This is a genomic window from Mycobacterium sp. E183 (assembly GCF_001667735.1).
Classification (GTDB): Bacteria; Actinomycetota; Actinomycetes; order Mycobacteriales; family Mycobacteriaceae; genus Mycobacterium.
Window position 1 is genome coordinate 1 of record NZ_LZJN01000215.1, and the last position, 22948, is coordinate 22948.

Consider the following 22948-nt stretch of genomic DNA (forward strand, 5'->3'; position numbering starts at 1 on the left):
CGTCCAGCGCCGCCTGCGCCTCCGGGACACGGGCGCCAAGCATGACCGCGGCCATGATCGGCAGCATGATCGCCGCCAGGATCAGCAGCCGCAGCAGTGACCCCGCGCCGCCGCCCTGCGCGGTCAGCGCGCCGAGCCCCGACAGCCGGTCGGCCACATGGGCCACCAAACCGGCCAGCATCGAGGCGGCGATCATGCTGCCGATCATGGCCGCGGTCATGCTTGGCGCCCGTGTCCCGGAGGCGCAGGCGGCGCTGGACGTCGTCCGGCGGCGCTTCGGCGGCCGTGCGGCGGTGCCCGGCAAACCGGTGCTAAAGGACCAATATTCTCGCCGGGCCCCGGTCACGTACCCTGAGCAGAGGAATTCGTCCCCGCCTGGGGTAAATGCGGTCCAGGAGCCGATCCGGCGCAGACCTTCGGAGCGGGCAACCCAAGCCCGGATAGCGAAAGGACCGGAGGTGACCGACCGCCCTATCGAGAGTGCCGCGTCGGGTGCCGAGCTGCCACGACCGGTTGCCGACGACTTCCAGCCCGACATCCCCGCCGAACGCCCGCCGGAATCACCGGCGCCGCGCCCGTCGAATGGCGACCTGCCACCCGAAGCGCGGCGCGGTCCGGCCCCGTTCGACGCGCCCAGGGATCGCGGCGGGGACCCGTCGGGAGACGACGTCCACCTGGTTCCCGGCGCCCGCATCGCCGGTGGCCGCTACCGGCTGCTGGTCTTCCACGGCGGAGCGCCGCCCCTGCAGTTCTGGCAGGCGCTGGACACCGCGCTGGACCGGCAGGTGGCGCTGACGTTCGTCGACCCTGACGGGGCGTTGCCGGACGACGTGCTGCAAGAGATCCTGTCCCGCACGCTGCGCCTGAGCCGGATCGACAAGCCGGGCATTGCCCGGGTGCTCGACGTGGTCCACACCGGGCACGGCGGCCTGGTGGTCTCCGAGTGGGTGCGCGGCGGTTCGCTGCAGGAGGTGGCCGACACCGCGCCGTCTCCCGTCGGCGCCGTCCGCGCCATGCAGTCGCTGGCCGCGGCCGCCGACGCGGCCCACCGGGCCGGCGTCGCATTGTCGATCGACCACCCGAGCCGGGTCCGCGTCAGCATCGAGGGCGACGTCGTCCTCGCTTACCCGGCCACCATGCCCGACGCGAGCCCGCAGGCCGATATCCGCGGCATCGGCGCCGCGCTGTATGCCCTGCTGGTCAATCGGTGGCCGCTCACCGAGTCCAGCGTGCGTAGTGGGCTCGCCCCGGCCGAACGGGATTCGACGGGCCAGCCCGTCGAACCGATGATCATCGACCGCGGCATTCCCTTCCAGATTTCGGCCGTCGCAGTGCGGGCGGTTCAGGAAGACGGCGGGATACGCAGTGCCTCAACACTTTTGAACTTGTTGCAGCAGGCGACCGCGGTGGCCGACCGGACCGAGGTGCTGGGTCCGATCGATGATTCGCCCGCGCCGGCGACCGCCCGCGAATCCGTGGCCCCGGACGAAGAAACGTTCGCGCGGCGGCGCCGCAACCTGCTGATCGGCATGGGCGCCGGCCTTGCGGTCATCATCGTGGCCCTCCTGGTCTTGGCGTCGGTGGTGAGCAAGATCTTCGGCAACGTCGGTGGCGGCCTGAACAAGGACGAGCTCGGGCTGAACGGCCCGTCCTCGTCCACCTCGGCGTCGGCCCCGAGCTCGGCGGCCGCCGGCAGCGTCGTGAAGCCGACCAAGGCGACGGTCTACTCGCCCGACGGTGACGCCGACAACGCGAGCACGGCCGGTCAGGCGATCGACGGCGATCCCACCACCGCATGGGCCACCGAGGTCTACACCGACGCCGTCCCGTTCCCCAACTTCAAGCAGGGTGAAGGGCTCATGCTGCAGCTTCCGAGCGCGACGGTGATCGGCCAGGTCACCATCGACACACCCAGCAGCGGGACCAAGGTCGAGATCCGCTCGTCGTCCACGGCGTCACCGGCGTCCCTGAACGACACCACCGTGCTGGCGCCCGCGTTCACACTCAAGCCCGGCCACAACGTGATCCCGGTGCGAGCCGGGTCCCCGACCTCGAACCTGTTGGTGTGGATCTCCACCTTGGGAACCACCAACGGCAAGAGCCAGGCCGGTTTTTTCGAGATCACGGTCCAGGCCGCTTCCTGACCGGCTCACAGATCCGCCCGATGGTGAAGTGCCGCCCCACCACCAATTGGTTAGTGTCCGGCCGTGGGCTCCCGGGGAGACATCCAGCGCGAACGCAGTGATGCCGAGCTCTTGGCCGCGCATGTCGCCGGTGACCGCCACGCCTTCGGCGAACTGTTCCTGCGCCACCAACGCCAGCTGCACCGCCTCGCCCGGCTCACCACCCGTACCGCCGAGGACGCCGAGGACGCGCTGCAGGACGCCATGCTCTCGGCGCACCGCGGCGCCGGTGCGTTCCGGCATGACGCCGCCGTCGGCAGTTGGTTGCACCGCATCGTCGTCAACGCGTGCCTGGACCGGCTGCGGCGCATCAAGTCTCACCCGACCGTCCCGCTGGAGGACGTCTACGCGGTGGCGGATCGGACCGCCCAGGTCGAGACCGCGATGATGGTGCAGCGCGCCTTGATGCGGCTGCCCGTCGAGCAGCGGGCCGCGGTGGTGGCGGTCGACATGCAGGGCTACTCGGTGGCCGATACCGCCGCGCTGCTGGGTGTCGCCGAGGGCACCGTCAAGAGTCGATGCGCCCGGGCGCGCGTGCGCCTCGCCGAACTTCTCGGCTACCTGAACGCCGCGGCCGACCCGGCCCCACCCATGGCCGTCAAGCGACCCATGACGGACACTGGGGCGGATGGGTGAAGCCGACGACCATGGCGACGAGCCGCCCCTGACGGTTGAGCTCCTCGCCGACCTGCAGGCCGGCCTGCTCGACGACGAATCCGCGGCCCGCGTGCGTCAACGGGTTCGCGACGACCCGGAGGCCGAGAAAGTCCTGCGCGCCCTCAACCGGGCCCGCAGCGACGTCGCCACGTTGGGGGCCACGCCGGCGCCCGACGTACCTCCCGAGGTGACCGCCCGGATCTCGGCCGCGCTGGAATCGGCGGAAACCGGCCAGCCCGTCGCGCACTCCGCCCGGCCGCGGGTTGGGCCCGCGCGGGTGGTCGCCGGGGTGGCCGGCGTCGGTGCCCTGCTCGCGGCGGTCGGCGTGGGCACCGCGGCGCTGATCGGCGCGCCCGAGCCCGCCCCCAGCACCGGGGTGACCGCCGAGCACATCACGGTGTCGACGCCGCCGATGGCCATCCCGCTGTCGCGGGACGAGATTCTCGGCCTGCTTACCCAGGCGCCGGACTACGGCCCGCTCGGCGACCCGGCGCGGCGCGCCTCCTGCCTCACCGGGCTGGGCTACCCGGCGTCCACGCAGGTGCTGGGCGCCCGGCCGGTCGAGATCAACGCTCGCCCCGGCGTTGTGCTGGTGGTGCCGGGCGACGCTCCCCGCAGCCTGGCGGTTTACGCGGTCGCACTGAACTGCAGCGCCGCCGACACCGGCCTGTTGGCCAACACGGAGATCCCCCGCCCTTAGTGTGGTGCGATGGGTTGACCGACGTCCGGGAACAGCGGTGCCTACGCTGGCGTTTGTACGAATCCAGGGACGATTTCTTGAAAGGGTTCTATGACCGCCGACACTGTGCACGACGTGATCATCATCGGTTCGGGTCCCGCTGGGTACACCGCCGCGTTGTATGCGGCGCGGGCGCAGCTGGCCCCGGTGGTCTTCGAGGGAACGTCGTTTGGTGGCGCGTTGATGACCACCACCGAGGTGGAGAATTTCCCCGGATTCCGTGACGGCATCACCGGCCCGGAGCTGATGGACCAGATGCGCGAACAGGCGCTCCGGTTCGGGGCCGATCTGCGGATGGAAGACGTCGAGTCGGTGTCGCTGGACGGGCCGGTCAAGTCGGTGACCACCGCCGAAGGCGAGACTTTCCGCGCGCGGGCGATCATCTTGGCCATGGGCGCGGCGGCGCGGTACCTCGGGGTGCCCGGCGAGCAGGAGCTGCTGGGCCGCGGCGTGAGCTCGTGTGCGACCTGTGACGGGTTCTTCTTCAAAGATCAAGACATCGCGGTGATCGGTGGCGGCGACTCCGCGATGGAGGAGGCCACCTTTTTGACCCGGTTCGCGCGCAGCGTCACCCTGGTGCACCGCCGCGACGAGTTCCGCGCGTCACGCATCATGCTGGAACGCGCCCGGGACAACGACAAGATCACCATCTTGACCAATAAGGCCGTGCTCGGCGTCGACGGTGATCAGACGGTGACCGGTTTGCGGTTGCGCGACAACGTGACTGGGGAGGAATCCACTTTGCCCGTGACGGGCGTCTTCGTGGCGATCGGTCACGACCCACGCTCGGAGTTGGTCCGCGATGTGCTCGACACCGACCCCGACGGGTACGTATTGGTCAAGGGCCACACGACCGCCACCTCGATCGAAGGCGTCTTCGCGGCAGGCGACTTGGTGGACCGCACCTACCGGCAGGCCATCACCGCCGCCGGCAGCGGCTGCTCGGCGGCCATTGACGCCGAACGCTGGCTGGCCGACCACGCCGAATCGAGCTCGGCCGCCCAAAGCGACGCAACCGAATTTCCTGGCAGTACTGAGATGATTGGAGCACCTCAATGACCGACGCCGAAAAAGCCGGGGCCACAATCGAAGTCTCTGACGCATCGTTCTCCACCGAGGTGTTGTCCAGCAATAAGCCTGTGCTGGTTGACTTTTGGGCCACGTGGTGTGGGCCGTGCAAGATGGTCGCGCCGGTTCTCGAGGAGATCGCAAGCGAGCGAGGCGAGCAGCTCACGATCGCCAAGCTCGACGTCGACGCCAACCCGGTAACCGCGCGTGATTTCCAGGTCGTCTCGATTCCGACCATGATCCTGTTCAAAGACGGCCAACCGGTGAAGCGGATCGTCGGTGCCAAGGGCAAGGCGGCGCTGCTGCGCGAGCTCTCGGACGCGGTTCCCAACCTGAGCTGATCCTGGATTAAGTCGCCGCACCACGCCCCGCGTTCAGCCTGGGGTTTTCCCGATTAGGCGATCCATCTGCGACAATTGCTGTTAGCTGTTGCCCAGATGTGAGCCTGTCAATGTGTCCCGGAGGGCATTTGGTATGTCGAGTCCGCGCCGTGAATACGGCGATGCGCTGCGCTGTGGTGACCGCAGCGCAGCTGTGACCGAAATCCGGGCGACGCTGGCAACGCTAGGGCTGCTCGACACCCCGGAGGACGAACTCACCACCGGCCGGCTTGTGCCCGCCGAGGTTTTCGACGTCGAACTCGACCAGGCGGTGCGGGCCTTCCAGCAGCACCGCGGCCTGCTGGTCGACGGCATCGTCGGCGAGGCCACCTACCGCGCGTTGAAGGAGGCGTCCTACCGGCTCGGCGCGCGCACGCTCTATCACCAGTTCGGTGCCCCCCTCTACGGTGACGACGTCGCGACGCTGCAGGCCCGGCTTCAGGACCTCGGTTTCTACACCGGCCTGGTCGACGGACACTTCGGATTGCAGACGCACAACGCCTTGATGTCCTATCAGCGTGAGTACGGGCTGGCCGCAGACGGCATCTGTGGCCCAGAAACGTTGCGTTCCTTGTATTTTCTGAGCTCCCGAGTCACGGGCGGCTCCCCGCACGCGATTCGCGAAGAAGAGCTGGTCCGGCGCTCCGGGCCGAAGCTGTCGGGCAAGCGGATCATCATCGATCCGGGCCGCGGCGGCACGGACCTCGGAGAGCTGATGCACGGCCCGTCGGGACCGGTCAGCGAAGCAGACGTGTTGTGGGACTTGGCGAGCCGGCTCGAGGGACGGATGACCGCCATCGGCATGGAGACCTTCCTTTCGCGACCGGTCAACCGCAGCCCGTCCGACGCCGAACGCGCCGCCACGGCCAACAACGTCGGGGCGGACCTGATGATCAGCTTGCGCTGCGAGAACCAGCCCAGCCCCGCGGCCAACGGCGTCGCTTCCTTTCATTTCGGGAACTCACACGGCTCGGTCTCCACGATCGGGCGCAACCTCGCGGACTTCATCCAACGAGAAGTGGTGGCCCGCACGGGGTTACGGGATTGCCGGACACATGGCCGGACGTGGGATCTGCTGCGCCTGACCCGGATGCCAACCGTACAGGTCGACGTCGGCTACATCACCAATCCGAACGATCGCGCGATGCTGATCTCCACGCAAACCCGCGATGCCATCGCCGAAGGAATTCTCGCCGCGGTCAAGCGGCTCTACCTGCTGGGCAAGAACGACCGGCCGACCGGTACTTTCACCTTCGCCGAACTGCTGGCTCACGAACTGTCGGTGGAGCGGGCCAGCCGGCTCGGCGGCTCCTAGCCGATCTCGGCGCCGCGCAACGTATTTCCCGCGGCGGTCCCGGCTCCGACCGGCTCTTGCAACTGTGCGTTTTCCAGCAGTCGCTCCAGGGCCGCCTCGACTTCGGCCTTCCATCCCAGGCCTTTGTCCAACTCGAGTCGCAGCCGCGGAAAGTACGGATGCGGCGCGACCACAACGAAACCCGCGGCCTGCAAGAATTCGGCGTCCAGCACGCAATTGTCCACCGAGCAATCACCAACGGCCTCCAGCACCGGCCGCACGTCCGGGCTTGCCGCCTGCGGATCCTGCAACTCCGAGGCCGCCGGGGTGCGTCCGAAGGCTTCCAGGGCCCGCACCCCGCGCCGGACCAGTTCATCGATCACCCGGGCGAGGAGACCATGCGGCAGGTCGTCGGTGGCTTGCCCCGGCTCGATACCCATCGACGTCAGCAGGACCGCGTCCGCGGACACGGGAGCGGTGGGGAATCGCTGGGCGCGCGGCACCGCCCGCGGCGGCGCGTAGAAGACATAGCCCAGGCACGGCGGTTCGCTGTGGCTTCTGTCGTCGGTGACCGCGGTCGCGACCTGACCGCACGAGCCCCACTCCAGCATGACCATCGACAGCCACGCTTCCTTCTCGAACTCGGGGTCGGCGAGGTGGTCCTGGTTACCGAGGGTCGCCGGGTCGACCTCCCAGTACACGCAACGGCGCGCATGCTTGGGAAGCTGCTCGAACGCCTCGAGGCGCAACGGTGTGATTCGAGCGGACACTAGCCTCCTGGCTCCTGTGCGGTACTGCAGCCAATTGCACCGGCAACCCCTCCAGGATAGGAGAGGATGTCGCAATCGGGCCAGCTTTGGCCGCGAGGGGCCGGTCACGGCCCAGGCACGGTCGGCGCGTTAGCGTCTCACCCGTTTCGTTACCGAAAATCCTTGAAACGCATGCGCTTTCGTAATGCCGCGACGCCGAGCCCCGGTCGTTGCCGGTCCGTGACCGCTCCGGTGTCACAGTGACGTAATTACAGGGTATGGCGGGGTCATGCTTTCGCGGCGGTCATCATGTCGATAATTCGCTGCAAATCGTCGACGGACCCGAACTCCACGACGATCTTGCCCTTGCGCTTGCCCAGGCTGACCGTCACCCGCGTGTCGAAGGCGTTCGACAACCGCTCGGCCACCTCCTGGAGGCCGGGCATCTGGATCGGCTTGCGACGCTGGGGTGCGGGGGTGGTCGCGCCGGCCCGATTCGCCAGCGTCACCGCCTCCTCGGTCGCCCGCACTGACAGTCCCTCCGCGACGATCCGGCTGGCCAGTTCCTCTTGCGCCTCGGGCCCGGCTTCCAGCGACAAGAGGGCGCGGGCATGGCCGGCCGACAGCACGCCCGCCGCCACCCGCCGCTGCACCGGGATCGGCAGCTTGAGCAACCGGATCATGTTGGTGATCAGCGGTCGCGAGCGGCCGATTCGGGAGGCGAGTTCGTCGTGGGTGACGCCGAATTCGTCGAGCAGCTGTTGGTATGCCGCCGCCTCTTCCAAGGGGTTCAACTGCACCCGGTGGATGTTCTCGAGTAGTGCGTCGCGGAGCAGATTGTCGTCGCCCGTTTCGCGCACGATGGTGGGGATGGTGGCGAGCCCCGCTTCTTGGGCCGCCCGCCAGCGCCGCTCCCCCATCACGATCTGATAGCGGGGTCCCGTCTTGGCGCCGGGAACGGCACGCACGACGATCGGCTGCAGCAATCCGAACTCGCGGATGGAGTGCACCAGTTCGGAGAGCGCCTCGTCGTCGAACACCTGCCGCGGCTGGCGTGGGTTGGGCTCGATGTCCGACGGCGCGATCTCGCGATACACCGCGCCCGCCGGGGCCAGGTCGGGTCCCGGTCCCCCGATCAACACGTCGGCCGCCGCATCCCCCATCCGCGGGCCCAGGGTCGCGGGACCCGAGTCGCCCTCGGCGGGGCCCGTCGGGATCAGCGAAGCGAGGCCCCGGCCGAGGCCGCCCTTCTTGCGTAACGGCTGCGTCATGGTCGTCCCTTCACGGCTGGTGGTCAATCACGTTCGGCGAGCTCGCGGCTCGCGTCGAGGTAGCTCATCGCCCCGCGCGATCCGGGGTCGTAGTCGATGATGGTCATGCTGTAGCCCGGCGCCTCCGAGACTTTGACGCTGCGCGGGATCACCGTGCGCAGCACCTTGGCACCGAAGTAACGGCGCACCTCTTCGGCGACCTGGTCGGCCAGCTTGGTCCGGCCGTCGTACATCGTGAGCACCACGGTGCTGACGTTGAGCTGCGGGTTGAGGTGTGCCTTGACCATCTCGATGTTGCGCATCAGCTGGGACACGCCCTCCAGGGCGTAGTACTCGCACTGGATCGGAATCATCACCTCGGGCGCGGCGACGAGCGCGTTGATGGTGAGCAGCCCCAGCGACGGCGGGCAGTCGACGAAGACGTAGTCGAAGTCGAGATCGTCCAGGTCGGCCAGGGCCGTCCGCAACCGGTTCTCGCGCGCCACCATGCTGACCAGTTCGATCTCGGCACCGGCCAAGTCGATGGTGGCCGGTACGCAGAACAGGCGGTCATTGTGGGGGCTGCGCCGCAGGGCGTCCTTGACGGAAACCTCGCCGATGAGCACCTCATACGACGAGGGCGTACCGGATTGCCTGTCGGTGATGCCGAGCGCCGTGCTGGCGTTGCCCTGCGGGTCGAGGTCGATGACCAAGGTCTTGAGCCCCTGCAGGGCGAGCGCGGCGGCGAGGTTGACGGCGGAGGTGGTCTTACCGACTCCGCCCTTTTGATTGGCCACGGTGAGGATGCGGCGGTGGCGCGGCCGGCGCAGCGGCGGGTAGGTGGTGTGCAGAACGCGCATCGCGCGCTCCGCGGCCGCCCCGATCGGGGTGTCGAACTCGGCCACTGTTTCACGTGAAACATTGGCCGCCGAGTCCTCGATGGCACCTGGGACGAGGGGCGCGGGGACATCCGGCCCGGCGGGCGTCTGGACGGGCGTGGCGTTCGGGGACGGGCCCGAGGCGGTCGGCGATTCTCCCGGAGTGCTCATCGCTTCCCCGCCTTCCCCATCCGTGCCGGCTGTCGTCGCGGCCGCTCTGCGCGTCGCGCTATAACTACGGTTGCGGGGGGACGCAAATAGGTCGCGCCACATGTCACCACCCTGGCATCAACGGCGCCCGATGCTGCCATCACACGCCGGTACTGTTCAACTTCCTCGCGGCCGCGCTCGCCCTTGATCGCGAGCATCCGGCCCCCGGGCCGTAGCAACGGCATGCTCCACTTCGCCAACTTGTCCAACGACGCAACCGCTCGTGACACCGCCGCATCCCTTTCCCCGAACTGATGGCGCACCCACAGTTCCTCGGCACGGCCGCGGACCACTTCGACGGCCAACCCTAGTTGGTCGACGACCTCCGCGAGAAATTCACTTCGGCGCAGCTGCGGTTCCAGGAGCACCATCTCGACGTCCGGCCGCGCGAGCGCGAGCGGGATCCCGGGTAGCCCTGCGCCGCTGCCGATGTCGACGACCCGCTCCCCCTCCTCCAGCAGCTCGGCGGCGGCGGCGCTGTTGAGCAGATGGCGGTCCCAGACGCGGTCCACTTCGCGCGGTCCGAGCAGTCCTCGTTCCACTCCCGGACCGGCCAGCAGTTGCGCGTACCGCTGGGCGAGATCAAGCCGCGGGCCGAAGATCGCCTCCGCCGCCTCGGGCGCGGCGCCGGGCTGCGGTGGGTCGGACGGGTCCGCCGAGGGTTCGACGGGGCCGACATGTTTCACGTGAAACATCCTCTGCTTTGCCTGACGCAATGGGTGCCTCGGCGCCGGAACTACACCGCTGTAACTCGCTAGTCGTGAAGAACGACGACCCGTCGCGCGGGCTCCACGCCCTCGCTCTCGCTGTGCACGCCGGGCACCGCCGCGACGGCGTCGTGAACGATCTTGCGTTCGAACGGCGTCATCGGGGACAGCTCCTCGCGTTCACCGGATTCCAGCACCCGCCGCGCCACCTTGTCGCCCAGCGCGGCCAACTCCTCGCGACGCCGCCGACGCCAACTGGCGATGTCGAGCATCAGCCGGCTCCGGACACCGGTCTTCTGGTGCACGGCCAATCGGGTGAGCTCTTGCAGCGCGTCGAGCACCTCGCCGCCGCGGCCCACCAACTTGTTCAAGTCGTCGCTGCCGTCGATGCTCACCACCGCCCGGTTGCCCTCGACGTCCAGGTCGATGTCTCCGTCGAAGTCCAGCAGGTCCAGCAACTCCTCCAAGTAGTCGCCGGCGATCTCCCCCTCGGCGACCAGCCGCTCCTCCAGGTCGTCGGGTTCGTCCGCACCCGCCTCGGCCCCGTTTTCGGACCGCTCCTCGAGCTCGGCGTCGACGTCGGGTTGGGTGGTGGTGTCTGCGTCCGTCATGTCTTTCTCTCCCTCATCCATGGGTTCCTGCCAATCGGGGTCACCCGCCCGAGGCGGCCCGGCGTGGCTCTGTCTCCCTTGTCAGCGTTTGCGTTTCTTGGGCCGCGCGCCCGGCCGCGGGGTGCGGTTCGCCGCGCCGCCGTTCTGTCCACTGGGATTCGGCTTATCCGCCGGTGGCTTCACCGCCGCGCCGTCGCCATCGGAGCCGTCAGAGCCATCGGAGTCCGCCTCCCCCTCCCCGGCGGCCGGTGATCCGTTGCCCGCCGGCTGTCCGGCCTTGGGGCTTCGCTTGGGTTTGGCCCCCGGTGCCGGAGCATTGGCCGCTCGACGTTCCAGCGCTTCTTGCTTCTTGGCCTCGTCCTCTTTCTCGATCATGCCGAACACGTAGTGCTGCTGACCGAATGTCCAAATGTTGTTCGCGAACCAGTACAAGATGATCGCGAGCGGCAGGAACGGGCCACCGACGACGACGCCGAGCGGGAACACGTACAGCGCAAGCTTGTTCATCATCGCGGTCTGCGGATTGGCCGCGGCCTCAGGACTTTGCCGCGCCACCGATGCCCGGCTGTTGAAGTACGTCGCGATGCCGGCCAGGATCATCACCGGCGCACCGACCGCGATGACGGCCGGCCGGCTGAAGTGGGTGAACGCGTCCAACCCGGTCCGCTGCGTCATGAACGCGCCGATCGGGGCGCCGAACAGGTTCGCGTCCAAAAAGTGCCCGACGTCCGTGGGCGTGAACACGTAGTTTCCGGTGAGCCGGTTCTGGGCCACCGACAGGTGCGGCTGGCCGAAGCCCCCGGTCGTTCGGTTGAACGACCTCAGCACGTGGTAGAGCCCGATGAACACCGGGATCTGGGCAAGCATCGGCAGACAACCGAGGATGGGGTTGAACCCGTGCTCGCGTTGCAGCTTCTGCATCTCCAGCGCCATCCGCTGGCGGTCCTTGCCGTACTTCTTCTGCAGCGCCTTGATTTGCGGCTGCAGTTCCTGCATCTGCCGCGTGGTGCGGATCTGCCGCACGAACGGCTTGTAGAGCAACGCGCGGAGGGTGAAAACCAGGAACATCACCGACAGGGCCCACGCGAAGAAGCTCGACGGCCCCAGCATCGCTGCGAAGAGCTTGTACCAAACCCACATGATCCACGACACCGGGTAGTAGACGAAGTCGAGGCTAAAGAAATCAAACAAAGGTTCCACTCTCCCCTCGCGCCGGCGCGAATGCCGCCACGGCGCTGACGTCTTCGAAGTGCGCGCATTCCGGGCGTTCCGGGATCGGATCCCATCCGCCCCGATGCCATGGCCCGCACTTGGCGAGCCTGATCGCGGCCAACCAACTCCCCCGCATCAAGCCGTATTCGGTCAACGCGTCGACCGCATACTGGCTGCACGTCGGAACGAAGCGACACGTCGCCGGCCGCAAGGGCGAAACCATGTGCCGATACAGCTGGATCAGCGAGATCAGACCTCGGGCGGCCGCGGTCCCCGCCGTGCGGATGACGGCCCGCGCCGACGCAGGCGCCGTCACCGGTCCCGTCCCGCGGCTTCGAGCGCCCGGCGTAATCCGCGACGCAACTCTTCCGCCAACCGCGCCGACGATGCCGTCCGACTGCCGGGCAACGCCCGGATGACCACCTGGTCGGATTCCCGGAGCTCACCCAGAACGGATCGCGCGACATGCCGCAGCCGGCGCGACACCCGATGGCGGTCGACCGCCGAACCGACGGACTTGCCGACGATCAATCCGACGTGCGGGGCCGTTGGCGCGTCACCGTCTGTCCGGCGGAGATGGACGACAACGTCGGGCTGCGCCGCACGAATCCCGTGCTTCACCGTCGCGTCAAACTCCGTTGACCGCCGCATGCGGTTGCGTGCCGGAAGCACCGCCGAAAGACCCGACGTTGCGATCAGGCAGATAGCGCGCGGCGCCCCTTACGGCGCCGACTCGACACAATCGAGCGTCCGGCGCGGGTGCGCATGCGCAACCGGAAGCCATGCACGCGGGCTCGGCGCCGGTTGTTCGGCTGGAAGGTCCGCTTGCCCTTGGCCACGACGTTCTCCTCGTTGTGTCTCGCATTTCCATCCGGCCGGCCAGACTGTCTCGCTCAAGGTTCGTCTGCGGGTCGGTCGGAGGTAATCTTGCTGCTGGCCGGCGCGGTCCCCAGGCAGACCTGGGTCGCAGCCGCATCGCCGACTTTCGGGCGACTGTTTGAGGGTACTGACCAGGCTTCGCCTGGTCAAACCTGGCCTGCCCCAACGAACCCGCGCGGTCCCCGCCGAAAAACGCCACCCCGGCGGCAGGACCGCACCCCGGTCCGAACCGGCGACGAGCCGAACTAGGCCCAACGAACCCTAAACAACTCGATTGGAATGCAGCAGAACGGTTGGCAGCCGCACGGAAAACTGTTAGCTTCTGCCAGTGTCGTTTTAGACTGCAACGGCGCTCGACAACGAAGCGAGGATGGTGGATCGACTAGCTGCCTAGACGGCCTTGATAAAGGTTTTCTTCCAGCACGGAGATCGCGAGCCGTCGCCGGTAGGTTGTGGCTCGCATACGCTCATCCTGTCCACACCTGTGTATAACTATGTGGACAGTTGCTTTGTCCACCAGCGCGGTTGTACTTGGACCCGGGATGCTCGAGAACCAGGGGGATGCGTCGTTGACCGATGACCCCGGTTCAGGTTTCACGACCGTCTGGAACGCGGTCGTTTCGGAGCTCAACGGGGAATCCACCCCGGACGGCGTGGCCGCCAACCGCACAACGCTCATCACTCCCCTCACTCCCCAACAGCGGGCGTGGCTGAATCTGGTTCAGCCGCTGACCATCGTCGAGGGGTTCGCCCTCTTATCGGTGCCGAGCAGTTTCGTACAGAACGAAATCGAACGTCATCTCCGCGCCCCGATCACCGACGCCCTCAGCCGTCGCCTCGGGCAACAGATCCAGCTCGGGGTCCGCATCGCACCGCCCGACGACGACATCGACGACTCCCTGATCCCGCACGCCGAACCGTTCGCTCAATCCGAAGCACCGCTGCCGGACGACGACCCCATCGAAATCGATGAGCCCGACGAAAACGGCGAAGTCAGCGACAGTGCACAGCAGAGTTGGCCGAACTATTTCACCGAGCGGCCGCACCCCACAGATCCGGCCGTCGCCGGCGGGACGAGCCTGAACCGGCGCTACACGTTCGACACGTTCGTCATCGGAGCTTCGAATCGCTTCGCGCATGCGGCGGCCCTGGCGATCGCCGAAGCGCCGGCGCGCGCCTACAACCCGTTGTTCATCTGGGGTGAGTCCGGCCTGGGCAAGACCCACCTGTTGCATGCCGCGGGCAACTACGCGCAGCGACTCTTCCCGGGGATGCGAGTGAAATACGTATCCACCGAGGAGTTCACCAACGACTTCATCAACTCGCTTCGCGACGACCGCAAGGTCGCCTTCAAGCGCAGCTACCGCGACGTCGACGTGCTGCTCGTCGATGACATCCAGTTCATCGAGGGCAAGGAAGGTATTCAGGAGGAGTTCTTCCATACCTTCAACACGCTGCACAACGCCAACAAGCAGATCGTCATCTCCTCCGACCGGCCGCCCAAGCAGCTCGCCACCCTCGAAGACCGCCTCCGGACGCGGTTCGAGTGGGGCCTGATCACCGACGTCCAGCCACCCGAACTCGAGACCCGCATCGCCATCTTGCGCAAGAAAGCACAAATGGAGCGACTTGCGGTTCCCGACGACGTCCTCGAACTCATTGCCAGCAGCATCGAACGCAACATCCGCGAACTCGAGGGCGCCCTAATTCGGGTCACCGCGTTCGCCTCGTTGAACAAGACTCCGATCGATAAGGCGCTGGCCGAAATCGTGCTGCGTGACCTCATCGCCGACGCCAGCACGATGCAGATCAGCGCGGCAACAATCATGGCTGCCACCGCTGAGTACTTCGACACCACAGTGGAAGAACTCCGCGGGCCCGGCAAGACGCGCGCCCTGGCGCAGTCACGCCAGATCGCGATGTATCTCTGCCGCGAGCTCACCGACCTGTCGCTGCCCAAGATCGGACAGGCATTCGGGCGCGATCACACCACGGTGATGTACGCGCAGCGCAAGATCCTGTCCGAAATGGCCGAGCGTCGTGAGGTCTTCGATCACGTCAAAGAGCTCACCACCCGTATCCGCCAGCGCTCCAAGCGCTGACTCCGGGCCGCCCCGACCGCCCGCCGGCACATTTTTTCCAAAAAACTTCCCACCCGCCTGTCACACCCGCCACACCCGGGCCTTGTGCGCAGGACTGTGCACAACCAACCAAACACCCGTGTACTACGGGACGCCGCGTGCACAACCGCCCTCGCTCCCCAATGGCCCAACACCGGACTCACAGTTATGCACCCCGTCATCCACAGCCCCATGCCCGTCCTAGCTGCGTCGAACCCCGGCTGTCCCCAGGATGCACAGGCCTTATTACTAGTACTGAGATCTCTTCGTAGTTTCTTCTTTGAAATACAGCGTTGGGGACGCTTGGTCGAACACCCCGCACGGATGCGCCGGTAACCACGCTTGTCAGGGTTCCCGATTAGCTTTCAAGATGGCCTCGGACGATCTACGGTTGTTCTTCGACTGCCGTTGCGGTCGTCGTTGGCACGACGTGTCAGTGGCGTTCGTCGCGGAGCCCCGTGCTAGCGGAGACGGCTAGCCACTGGACTTTAAAACTCTCGGTAGGTGAAGGGACGCTATGGACGCGGCGACGACAAGAGCTGGCCTCAGCGACTTGAAGTTTCGTTTGGTGCGGGAGTCCTTCGCCGACGCGGTGTCGTGGGTGGCGAAGAACCTGCCGACCCGGCCGGCGGTGCCGGTGCTCTCTGGAGTGTTGTTATCCGGGACCGATGCGGGCCTGACGATCTCCGGATTCGACTACGAAGTTTCCGCCGAAGCGCAGGTGGCAGCCGAAATAGCTTCTCCCGGAAGTGTTTTGGTTTCCGGAAGGTTGTTATCGGACATCACCCGCGCGCTGCCGAACAAGCCGGTCGACTTCTACGTCGACGGCAACCGCGTCGCGTTGAACTGCGGAAGTGCCCGATTCTCGCTGCCGACGATGGCGGTCGAGGATTACCCGACGCTGCCGGGCTTGCCGGAAGAGACCGGCGCATTGGCCGCGGATCTCTTCGCGGAGGCCATCAGCCAGGTGGCCATCGCGGCCGGCCGTGATGACACGTTGCCGATGTTGACCGGAATCCGGGTCGAGATCTCGGGCAACACGGTGGTTTTGGCCGCCACCGACAGGTTCCGGCTGGCGGTGCGCGAGCTGACTTGGTCGGCGTCGTCGCCCGACATCGAAGCCGCGGTGCTGGTGCCGGCGAAGACTTTGGCCGAGGCCGCCCGGGCGGGTGCCGACGGTTCCGAGGTTCGGTTGTCCTTGGGGGCCGGCAGCGGCGTTGGCAAGGACGGGTTGCTCGGCATCAGCGGCAACGGCAAGCGGAGCACGACGCGGCTGTTGGATGCGGAGTTCCCGAAGTTCCGTCAACTGTTGCCCGCCGAGCACACGGCGGTGGCGACCATCAACGTCGCCGAACTGACCGAGGCGATCAAGCTGGTGGCGTTGGTCGCGGACCGGGGTGCCCAGGTGCGGATGGAATTCTCCGAAGGCTCGCTGCGGTTGTCCGCGGGCGCCGACGACGTGGGCCGCGCCGAAGAGGACCTCGCCGTCGACTTCGTGGGCGAGCCGTTGACGATCGCGTTCAACCCGACCTACCTCACCGACGGGCTGGCCGCGGTCCATTCCGAACGGGTGTCATTCGGTTTCACCACCCCCGGGAAGCCGGCGCTGCTGCGTCCGGCGTCGGGTGACGACAGTTCACCCACCGGCAGTGGACCCTTCGCGGCATTACCGACGGATTACGTCTACCTGCTGATGCCAGTTCGGTTGCCCGGATAGGTGTACGTCCGGCATTTGGGACTGCGCGATTTCCGGTCCTGGGCGCACGCCGACCTCGAATTGGAGCCGGGCCGGACGGTGTTTGTCGGTTCCAACGGGTTCGGCAAGACGAATCTCATTGAGGCGCTGTGGTTTTCGACCACGTTGGGGTCGCATCGGGTTGGCACCGATACCCCCCTGATCAGGGCGGGCGCCGAACGGGCTGTGGTGTCGACGATCGTCGTCAACGAGGGCCGAGAATGCGCGATCGACCTGGAGATCGCGGCGGGGCGGGCTAATAAGGCGCGGCTCAATCGTTCGCCCGTGCGCAGCACGCGGGAGGTGATCGGCGTCTTGCGCGCCGTGCTTTTTGCTCCCGAAGACCTCGCCCTGGTCCGGGGGGATCCGTCGGAGCGGCGACGCTACCTCGACGATTTGGCGACGTTGCGGCGGCCGGCGGTCGCCGCGGTGCGGTCGGACTACGAGAAGGTGCTGCGCCAGCGTACGGCGCTGTTGAAATCCGCGGCCGGAATCCGGCACCGGGCTGACCGCAGCGCCCTGGACACCCTCGACGTGTGGGACAGCCGGTTGGCGGAACACGGCGCCGAGTTGATGGCCGCACGGATCGACCTGGTGAACGAGTTGGCACCCGAAGTGGAGAAGGCCTACCAACTGCTCGCGCCGGCCTCGCGGCCTGCCTCGATCGCCTACCGAACCAGCCTCGGGCCGCACGCCACAGCGGAAGCGGCGGGAACCGATCGCGATTTCCTGGAAACCGCCTTGTTGGCGGCGCTGGCCGAGCGCCGTGCCGCGGAATTGGAGCGGGGCATGTCTCTGGTGGGCCCCCATCGCGACGATCTCGACCTCTGGCTCGGTGACCAACCCGCCAAAGGCTTTGCCAGCCATGGGGAATCATGGTCCTTCGCGGTGGCGCTGCGGCTGGCCTCCTACGAGTTGTTGCGCGCCGACGGCAGCGAACCGGTGCTCTTACTCGATGACGTATTCGCCGAACTCGATGCGGCCCGCCGTAGGGCGTTGGCGACGGTGGCGGAATCCGCGGAGCAGGTGTTGGTCACCGCCGCGGTGGTCGAGGACATTCCGGCGGACTGGGCCGCCAGGCAGATACCGATTGATTTGCGCGACGACGACCTCGGCCGGGTCTCGGTGGTGAGGTCATGACGGGCAGCGGCGACGAACAAGAATCGACGCCGGCCGACCCGGGCCTGCTGCGCGGCATCGACTTGGTTCGGCGCACGCTCGAGGAAGCCCGCGCCGCGGCCCGCGCGCAAGGCAAGGATGCCGGACGCGGCCGCGCGACCCCGGCGCCGAGCCGCCGCGTCGCGGGGCATCGCCGAAGCTGGTCGGGGCCCGGCCCGGACGCCCGCGATCCCCAGCCCCTCGGCCGTCTCGCCCGGGACTTGGCCAAGAAGCGCGGGTGGTCGGCGCAGGTGGCCGAAGGAACCGTGCTCGGAAACTGGGCGTCCGTGGTCGGTCAGCAGATCGCCGACCACGCGACGCCGACGGCGTTGAGCGACGGGGTCCTCAGCGTGGCCGCCGAATCGACCGCGTGGGCCACGCAATTGCGGATGATTCAGTCGCAACTGTTGGCCAAGATCGCCGCGGCCGTGGGCAACGGTGTGGTCACGCAGTTGAAAATCACCGGGCCCGTGGCGCCGTCGTGGCGCAAGGGGCCGCGCCACATCGCCGGAAGGGGCCCGCGCGACACCTACGGTTAACGGCGCGACCGGCGACGAACCATCCCCAGACACGGTTTCATCAACAGGCCGCTGAAAGCCGCCAGGACGACGTGAAGCGGGTTGACGCACGTCGGGACGCGGCGTCAACAGAGAAATCGCCCGCACGGCGCAGTTAGCTAGGTGGAAACGCGCCCAGAGAATCGGTGCGGGCGGCTCATCACGGTAGACTGGCTGCATGCGGCTGATGCGGTGACTGGAACCGCCCGCATGAAACCCCAAGGAGAGCATTCCGACCGTGGCTGCCCAGAAGAAGAAGGCGCAAGACGAATACGGCGCGTCAGCGATCACCGTGCTCGAGGGCCTGGAGGCCGTCCGCAAACGCCCCGGCATGTACATCGGGTCCACCGGTGAGCGCGGTCTGCACCACCTCATTTGGGAGGTAGTCGACAACTCGGTGGACGAGGCGATGGCCGGTTACGCCACCCGGGTCGATGTGCGGCTCCTCGACGACGGCAGCGTGGAGGTGGCCGACGACGGGCGCGGCATCCCGGTGGCCATGCACGCGACCGGCGCCCCAACCGTCGACGTGGTGATGACGCAGCTGCACGCCGGCGGCAAGTTCGGTGGCGAAAACAGCGGCTACACGGTTAGTGGTGGGTTGCACGGCGTCGGCGTGTCGGTGGTCAACGCGCTGTCCACCCGGCTGGAAGTCAACATCAAACGCGACGGCCACGAATGGTTCCAGTATTACGACCGTGCCGTGCCCGGCACCCTCAAGCAGGGTGAGTCAACCAAGAAGACCGGAACCACGATCAGGTTCTGGGCCGACCCTGAGATCTTCGAAACGCTGGAGTACGACTTCGAGACCGTCGCACGCCGCCTGCAGGAGATGGCGTTTCTGAACAAGGGCCTCACGATCAACCTCACCGACGAACGAGTCGAGCAGGACGAGGTCGTCGACGAAGTGGTCAGCGACACCGCCGAAGCGCCCAAGTCCGCGGAGGAGAAGGCGGCGGAAAACGCTGCGCCGCACAAGGTCAAGCACCGCACGTTCCACTACCCCGGCGGCCTGGTCGACTTCGTCAAGCACATCAATCGCACCAAGAGCCCGATCCAGCAGAGCGTCATCGACTTCGACGGAAAAGGCACCGGTCACGAGGTCGAAATCGCCATGCAATGGAACGGCGGCTACTCGGAGTCGGTCCACACCTTCGCCAACACCATCAACACCCATGAGGGCGGCACCCATGAAGAGGGCTTCCGCAGCGCCCTGACCTCGGTGGTGAACAAGTACGCCAAAGACAAGAAGTTGCTCAAGGAGAAGGACGCCAACCTCACCGGCGACGACATCCGGGAAGGCCTGGCGGCGGTCATCTCGGTCAAGGTCGCTGAGCCCCAGTTCGAGGGCCAGACCAAGACCAAACTGGGTAACACCGAGGTCAAATCGTTCGTGCAGAGGGTGTGCAACGAACAGTTGACGCACTGGTTCGAGGCCAACCCCTCTGAGGCGAAAACCGTTGTGAACAAGGCGGTTTCGTCGGCACAAGCGCGGATCGCGGCCCGCAAGGCGCGCGAGCTGGTGCGCCGCAAGAGCGCCACCGACCTCGGGGGGCTACCCGGGAAGCTCGCGGACTGCCGCTCTACCGACCCGCGGAAATCCGAACTATATGTGGTGGAGGGCGATTCGGCGGGCGGCTCGGCGAAGAGTGGCCGCGACTCGATGTTCCAGGCGATCCTGCCGTTGCGAGGCAAGATCATCAACGTCGAAAAGGCGCGCATCGACCGGGTGCTGAAGAACACGGAGGTCCAGGCGATCATCACCGCGCTCGGCACCGGCATCCACGACGAATTCGACATCAGCAAGTTGCGCTACCACAAGATCGTGTTGATGGCCGACGCGGACGTCGACGGCCAGCACATCTCGACCCTGCTGCTGACGTTGCTGTTCCGCTTCATGCGGCCGCTGATCGAAAACGGGCACGTCTTCCTCGCGCAGCCGCCGCTGTACAAGCTGAAGTGGCAGCGGACCGACCCGGAGTTCGCCTACTCCGATCGCGAACGCGACGGCCTGCTCGAGGCCGGGCTCAAAGCCGGCAAGAAGATCAACAAAGAGGACGGCATCCAGCGCTACAAGGGCCTGGGTGAGATGGACGCGAAAGAATTGTGGGAGACCACGATGGACCCGTCGGTCCGGGTGCTGCGCCAGGTCACCCTGGACGACGCCGCGGCCGCCGACGAGTTGTTCTCGATCCTGATGGGCGAGGACGTCGACGCGCGCCGCAGCTTCATCACCCGCAACGCCAAAGACGTTCGCTTCCTGGATGTCTGACGTACTCGTCAGGCACGCCAACCCACAAAGGGGAATAGATGACTGACACCACGCTGCCACCCGGCGACGAGGCCGGCGACCGCATCGAACCGGTCGACATTCAGCAGGAGATGCAGCGCAGCTACATCGATTACGCGATGAGCGTGATCGTCGGGCGCGCGCTGCCAGAGGTGCGTGACGGGCTCAAGCCGGTACACCGCCGCGTGCTTTATGCGATGTACGACTCGGGCTTCCGCCCGGACCGCAGTCACGCCAAGTCGGCGCGCTCGGTCGCCGAGACGATGGGCAACTACCACCCCCACGGCGACGCGTCGATCTACGACACCCTGGTGCGGATGGCGCAGCCGTGGTCGCTGCGGTACCCACTGGTCGACGGTCAGGGTAACTTCGGCTCTCCGGGCAACGATCCACCAGCCGCGATGCGCTACACCGAGGCGCGGCTAACCCCGCTTGCCATGGAGATGCTGCGTGAAATCGACGAGGAGACAGTCGATTTCATCCCGAACTACGACGGCCGGGTGCAGGAGCCGACCGTGCTGCCCAGCCGGTTCCCCAACCTGCTGGCCAACGGCTCCGGCGGCATCGCGGTCGGGATGGCGACCAACATCCCGCCACACAACTTGCGCGAGCTGGCCGAGGCCGTCTACTGGTGCCTGGACAACCACGAGGCCGACGAAGAAGCCACCCTGGCCGCAGTCTGCGAGCGGGTCAAGGGCCCGGACTTCCCCACCCACGGTCTGATCGTCGGGTCGCAGGGCATCCACGATGCCTACACCACCGGTCGGGGATCGATCCGGATGCGCGGAGTCGTTGAGATAGAAGAAGATTCGCGGGGCCGCACCTCGATCGTCATCACCGAGTTGCCCTATCAGGTCAACCACGACAACTTCATCACGTCGATCGCAGAGCAGGTCCGCGACGGCAGGCTTACCGGAATCGCCAACATCGAGGACCAGTCCAGCGATCGGGTCGGCCTGCGCATCGTCGTCGAGATTAAGCGCGACGCGGTGGCCAAGGTGGTGCTGAACAACCTCTACAAGCACACCCAGCTGCAAACCAGCTTCGGCGCCAACATGTTGTCGATCGTCGACGGGGTGCCGCGCACGTTGCGGCTCGACCAGATGATCCGCTACTACGTCGCGCACCAACTCGACGTCATCGTCCGGCGCACCACCTACCGGCTGCGCAAGGCCAACGAACGCGCCCACATCCTGCGCGGTCTGGTCAAGGCGCTCGACGCGCTGGACGAGGTCATCGCGCTGATACGGGCGTCGGAAACCGTCGACATCGCCCGGGCCGGACTTATCGAGCTGCTCGACATCGATGAGATCCAGGCCCAGGCCATCCTCGACATGCAGTTGCGTCGCCTGGCCGCTCTGGAGCGCCAGCGCATCATCGACGACCTGGCCAAGATCGAGGCCGAGATCGCCGACCTGGAAGACATCCTGGCCAAGCCGGAACGGCAGCGCGGGATCGTTCACGACGAGCTCGCCGAGATCGTCGACAAGCACGGCGACGATCGGCGGACCCGGATCATCGCGGCCGACGGTGACGTCAACGATGAGGACCTGATCGCCCGCGAAGAGGTCGTCGTCACCATCACCGAGACCGGTTATGCCAAGCGAACCAAGTCCGACCTCTACCGCAGCCAGAAGCGCGGCGGCAAGGGCGTGCAGGGCGCCGGTCTCAAGCAGGACGACATCGTCAAGCACTTCTTCGTCAGCTCGACGCACGACTGGATCCTGTTTTTCACCACGCAGGGCCGGGTCTATCGCGCCAAGGCGTACGAACTGCCCGAGGCGTCCAGGACGGCGCGCGGTCAGCACGTGGCGAACCTGCTGGCCTTCCAGCCCGAGGAGCGCATCGCCCAGGTCATCCAGATCCGAAGTTACGAGGACGCCCCGTACCTGGTGCTGGCCACGCGCAACGGCCTGGTCAAGAAGACCAAGCTGACCGACTTCGACTCGAACCGATCGGGTGGAATCGTCGCGATCAACCTGCGCGACAACGACGAGCTCGTCGGCGCGGTGCTGTGCTCGTCGGACGAGGACCTGCTGCTGGTATCGGCCAACGGCCAATCCATCCGGTTCTCGGCGACCGACGAGGCGCTGCGCCCGATGGGCCGCGCCACCAATAGGTACGTGCCCTCGCGAACCACGTTGAGCGACAACAGGTAATCGTCGGTGTTGAACCGCATGCCCTGGACGCCGGAGGTGGCGCGGCCCATCGGGCGCAGCGCCTCGTCGGTCGCCGAGAACCGGATGGATTGGCCGTTGGCCGATACCAGCA

At 66.8% G+C, this 22948-nt stretch carries 19 protein-coding genes and 3 pseudogenes; 12 read left to right on the top strand and 10 right to left on the bottom strand.

The genetic code is table 11. The features are described from left to right. Positions 1-193, bottom strand: a pseudogene (locus tag A5691_RS27720) (hypothetical protein); the annotation flags it as partial. On the opposite strand from A5691_RS27720, the pseudogene A5691_RS26645 reads away from it, so the two are divergent. The 6 genes and pseudogenes from A5691_RS26645 to A5691_RS26670 form a co-directional block, all read left to right on the top strand. Next, positions 186-2144: pseudogene (locus tag A5691_RS26645) on the top strand (murein biosynthesis protein MurJ); the annotation flags it as partial. The pseudogenes A5691_RS27720 and A5691_RS26645 overlap by 8 nt on opposite strands. Before the next feature lie 63 nt (positions 2145-2207). Next, complete coding sequence (gene sigM, locus A5691_RS26650) at positions 2208-2819, top strand: RNA polymerase sigma factor SigM (protein WP_067756342.1); 612 nt, start codon at positions 2208-2210, stop codon at positions 2817-2819. Beyond that, a complete protein-coding gene (locus tag A5691_RS26655) occupies positions 2812-3540 on the top strand; it encodes a hypothetical protein (protein ID WP_067756339.1) in 729 nt (242 codons plus the stop codon). The genes sigM and A5691_RS26655 overlap by 8 nt, the downstream gene beginning before the upstream one ends. Before the next feature lie 90 nt (positions 3541-3630). Beyond that, positions 3631-4638: a thioredoxin-disulfide reductase gene (gene trxB / locus A5691_RS26660; RefSeq protein WP_067781336.1), complete on the top strand. Its 1008-nt coding sequence runs from the start codon at positions 3631-3633 to the stop codon at positions 4636-4638. Continuing rightward, positions 4635-4988, top strand: a complete 354-nt coding sequence (trxA, locus tag A5691_RS26665) for a thioredoxin (protein WP_067756334.1) — start codon at positions 4635-4637, stop codon at positions 4986-4988. Before trxB ends, trxA begins: the two co-directional genes overlap by 4 nt. Positions 4989-5121: 133 nt before the next feature. Next, positions 5122-6342: an N-acetylmuramoyl-L-alanine amidase gene (locus A5691_RS26670; RefSeq protein WP_067756331.1), complete on the top strand. Its 1221-nt coding sequence runs from the start codon at positions 5122-5124 to the stop codon at positions 6340-6342. Here A5691_RS26670 and A5691_RS26675 read toward each other — a convergent pair. The 9 genes from A5691_RS26675 to rpmH form a co-directional block, all read right to left on the bottom strand. After that, the gene (locus A5691_RS26675) at positions 6339-7091 is read right to left on the bottom strand and encodes an acetyltransferase (protein WP_067887555.1); all 753 of its coding nucleotides are present in this window, start codon (positions 7089-7091) and stop codon (positions 6339-6341) included. The two genes, A5691_RS26670 and A5691_RS26675, sit on opposite strands and share 4 nt — an antisense overlap. A 266-nt stretch (positions 7092-7357) precedes the next feature. Beyond that, positions 7358-8341, bottom strand: coding sequence for a ParB/RepB/Spo0J family partition protein (locus tag A5691_RS26680; protein ID WP_067756325.1), 984 nt, complete (start codon positions 8339-8341; stop codon positions 7358-7360). 23 nt (positions 8342-8364) lie between these two features. Next, entirely contained in the window at positions 8365-9369 is a 1005-nt protein-coding gene (locus A5691_RS26685) for a ParA family protein (RefSeq protein WP_082950517.1), read from the bottom strand. Continuing rightward, positions 9366-10103, bottom strand: coding sequence for a 16S rRNA (guanine(527)-N(7))-methyltransferase RsmG (gene rsmG, locus A5691_RS26690; RefSeq protein ID WP_068017233.1), 738 nt, complete (start codon positions 10101-10103; stop codon positions 9366-9368). Before rsmG ends, A5691_RS26685 begins: the two co-directional genes overlap by 4 nt. Positions 10104-10162: 59 nt before the next feature. Further along, positions 10163-10726 carry a R3H domain-containing nucleic acid-binding protein gene (locus A5691_RS26695; protein ID WP_067756319.1) on the bottom strand — a complete coding sequence of 188 codons (564 nt, stop codon included), beginning with the start codon at positions 10724-10726 and terminating at the stop codon, positions 10163-10165. A gap of 81 nt (positions 10727-10807) precedes the next feature. Then, the gene (gene yidC, locus A5691_RS26700; protein WP_082950518.1) at positions 10808-11926 is read right to left on the bottom strand and encodes a membrane protein insertase YidC; all 1119 of its coding nucleotides are present in this window, start codon (positions 11924-11926) and stop codon (positions 10808-10810) included. Continuing rightward, positions 11910-12254: a membrane protein insertion efficiency factor YidD gene (gene yidD / locus A5691_RS27725; protein WP_082950519.1), complete on the bottom strand. Its 345-nt coding sequence runs from the start codon at positions 12252-12254 to the stop codon at positions 11910-11912. Before yidD ends, yidC begins: the two co-directional genes overlap by 17 nt. Continuing rightward, positions 12251-12610 carry a ribonuclease P protein component gene (gene rnpA / locus A5691_RS27730; protein WP_067756311.1) on the bottom strand — a complete coding sequence of 120 codons (360 nt, stop codon included), beginning with the start codon at positions 12608-12610 and terminating at the stop codon, positions 12251-12253. The genes yidD and rnpA overlap by 4 nt, the downstream gene beginning before the upstream one ends. Positions 12611-12633: 23 nt before the next feature. After that, positions 12634-12777: a 50S ribosomal protein L34 gene (gene rpmH / locus A5691_RS27735; protein ID WP_073880743.1), complete on the bottom strand. Its 144-nt coding sequence runs from the start codon at positions 12775-12777 to the stop codon at positions 12634-12636. Positions 12778-13386: 609 nt separating this feature from the next. On the opposite strand from rpmH, the gene dnaA reads away from it, so the two are divergent. The 6 genes and pseudogenes from dnaA to gyrA form a co-directional block, all read left to right on the top strand. After that, the gene (gene dnaA / locus A5691_RS26710; protein ID WP_067756365.1) at positions 13387-14919 is read left to right on the top strand and encodes a chromosomal replication initiator protein DnaA; all 1533 of its coding nucleotides are present in this window, start codon (positions 13387-13389) and stop codon (positions 14917-14919) included. 535 nt (positions 14920-15454) lie between these two features. Further along, positions 15455-16654, top strand: a complete 1200-nt coding sequence (gene dnaN, locus A5691_RS26715; RefSeq protein WP_067756308.1) for a DNA polymerase III subunit beta — start codon at positions 15455-15457, stop codon at positions 16652-16654. After that, positions 16655-17812: a DNA replication/repair protein RecF gene (gene recF, locus A5691_RS26720; RefSeq protein WP_067756305.1), complete on the top strand. Its 1158-nt coding sequence runs from the start codon at positions 16655-16657 to the stop codon at positions 17810-17812. It begins immediately after the preceding gene. Then, positions 17809-18369, top strand: coding sequence for a DUF721 family protein (locus A5691_RS26725; protein WP_067756303.1), 561 nt, complete (start codon positions 17809-17811; stop codon positions 18367-18369). The genes recF and A5691_RS26725 overlap by 4 nt, the downstream gene beginning before the upstream one ends. Positions 18370-18625: 256 nt before the next feature. Beyond that, a complete protein-coding gene (gene gyrB, locus A5691_RS26730; protein ID WP_067779105.1) occupies positions 18626-20659 on the top strand; it encodes a DNA topoisomerase (ATP-hydrolyzing) subunit B in 2034 nt (677 codons plus the stop codon). Between the two features lie 38 nt (positions 20660-20697). Beyond that, a pseudogene (gene gyrA / locus A5691_RS26735) lies at positions 20698-22827 on the top strand (DNA gyrase subunit A); the annotation flags it as partial. Between the last annotated feature and the right edge of the window lie 121 nt (positions 22828-22948).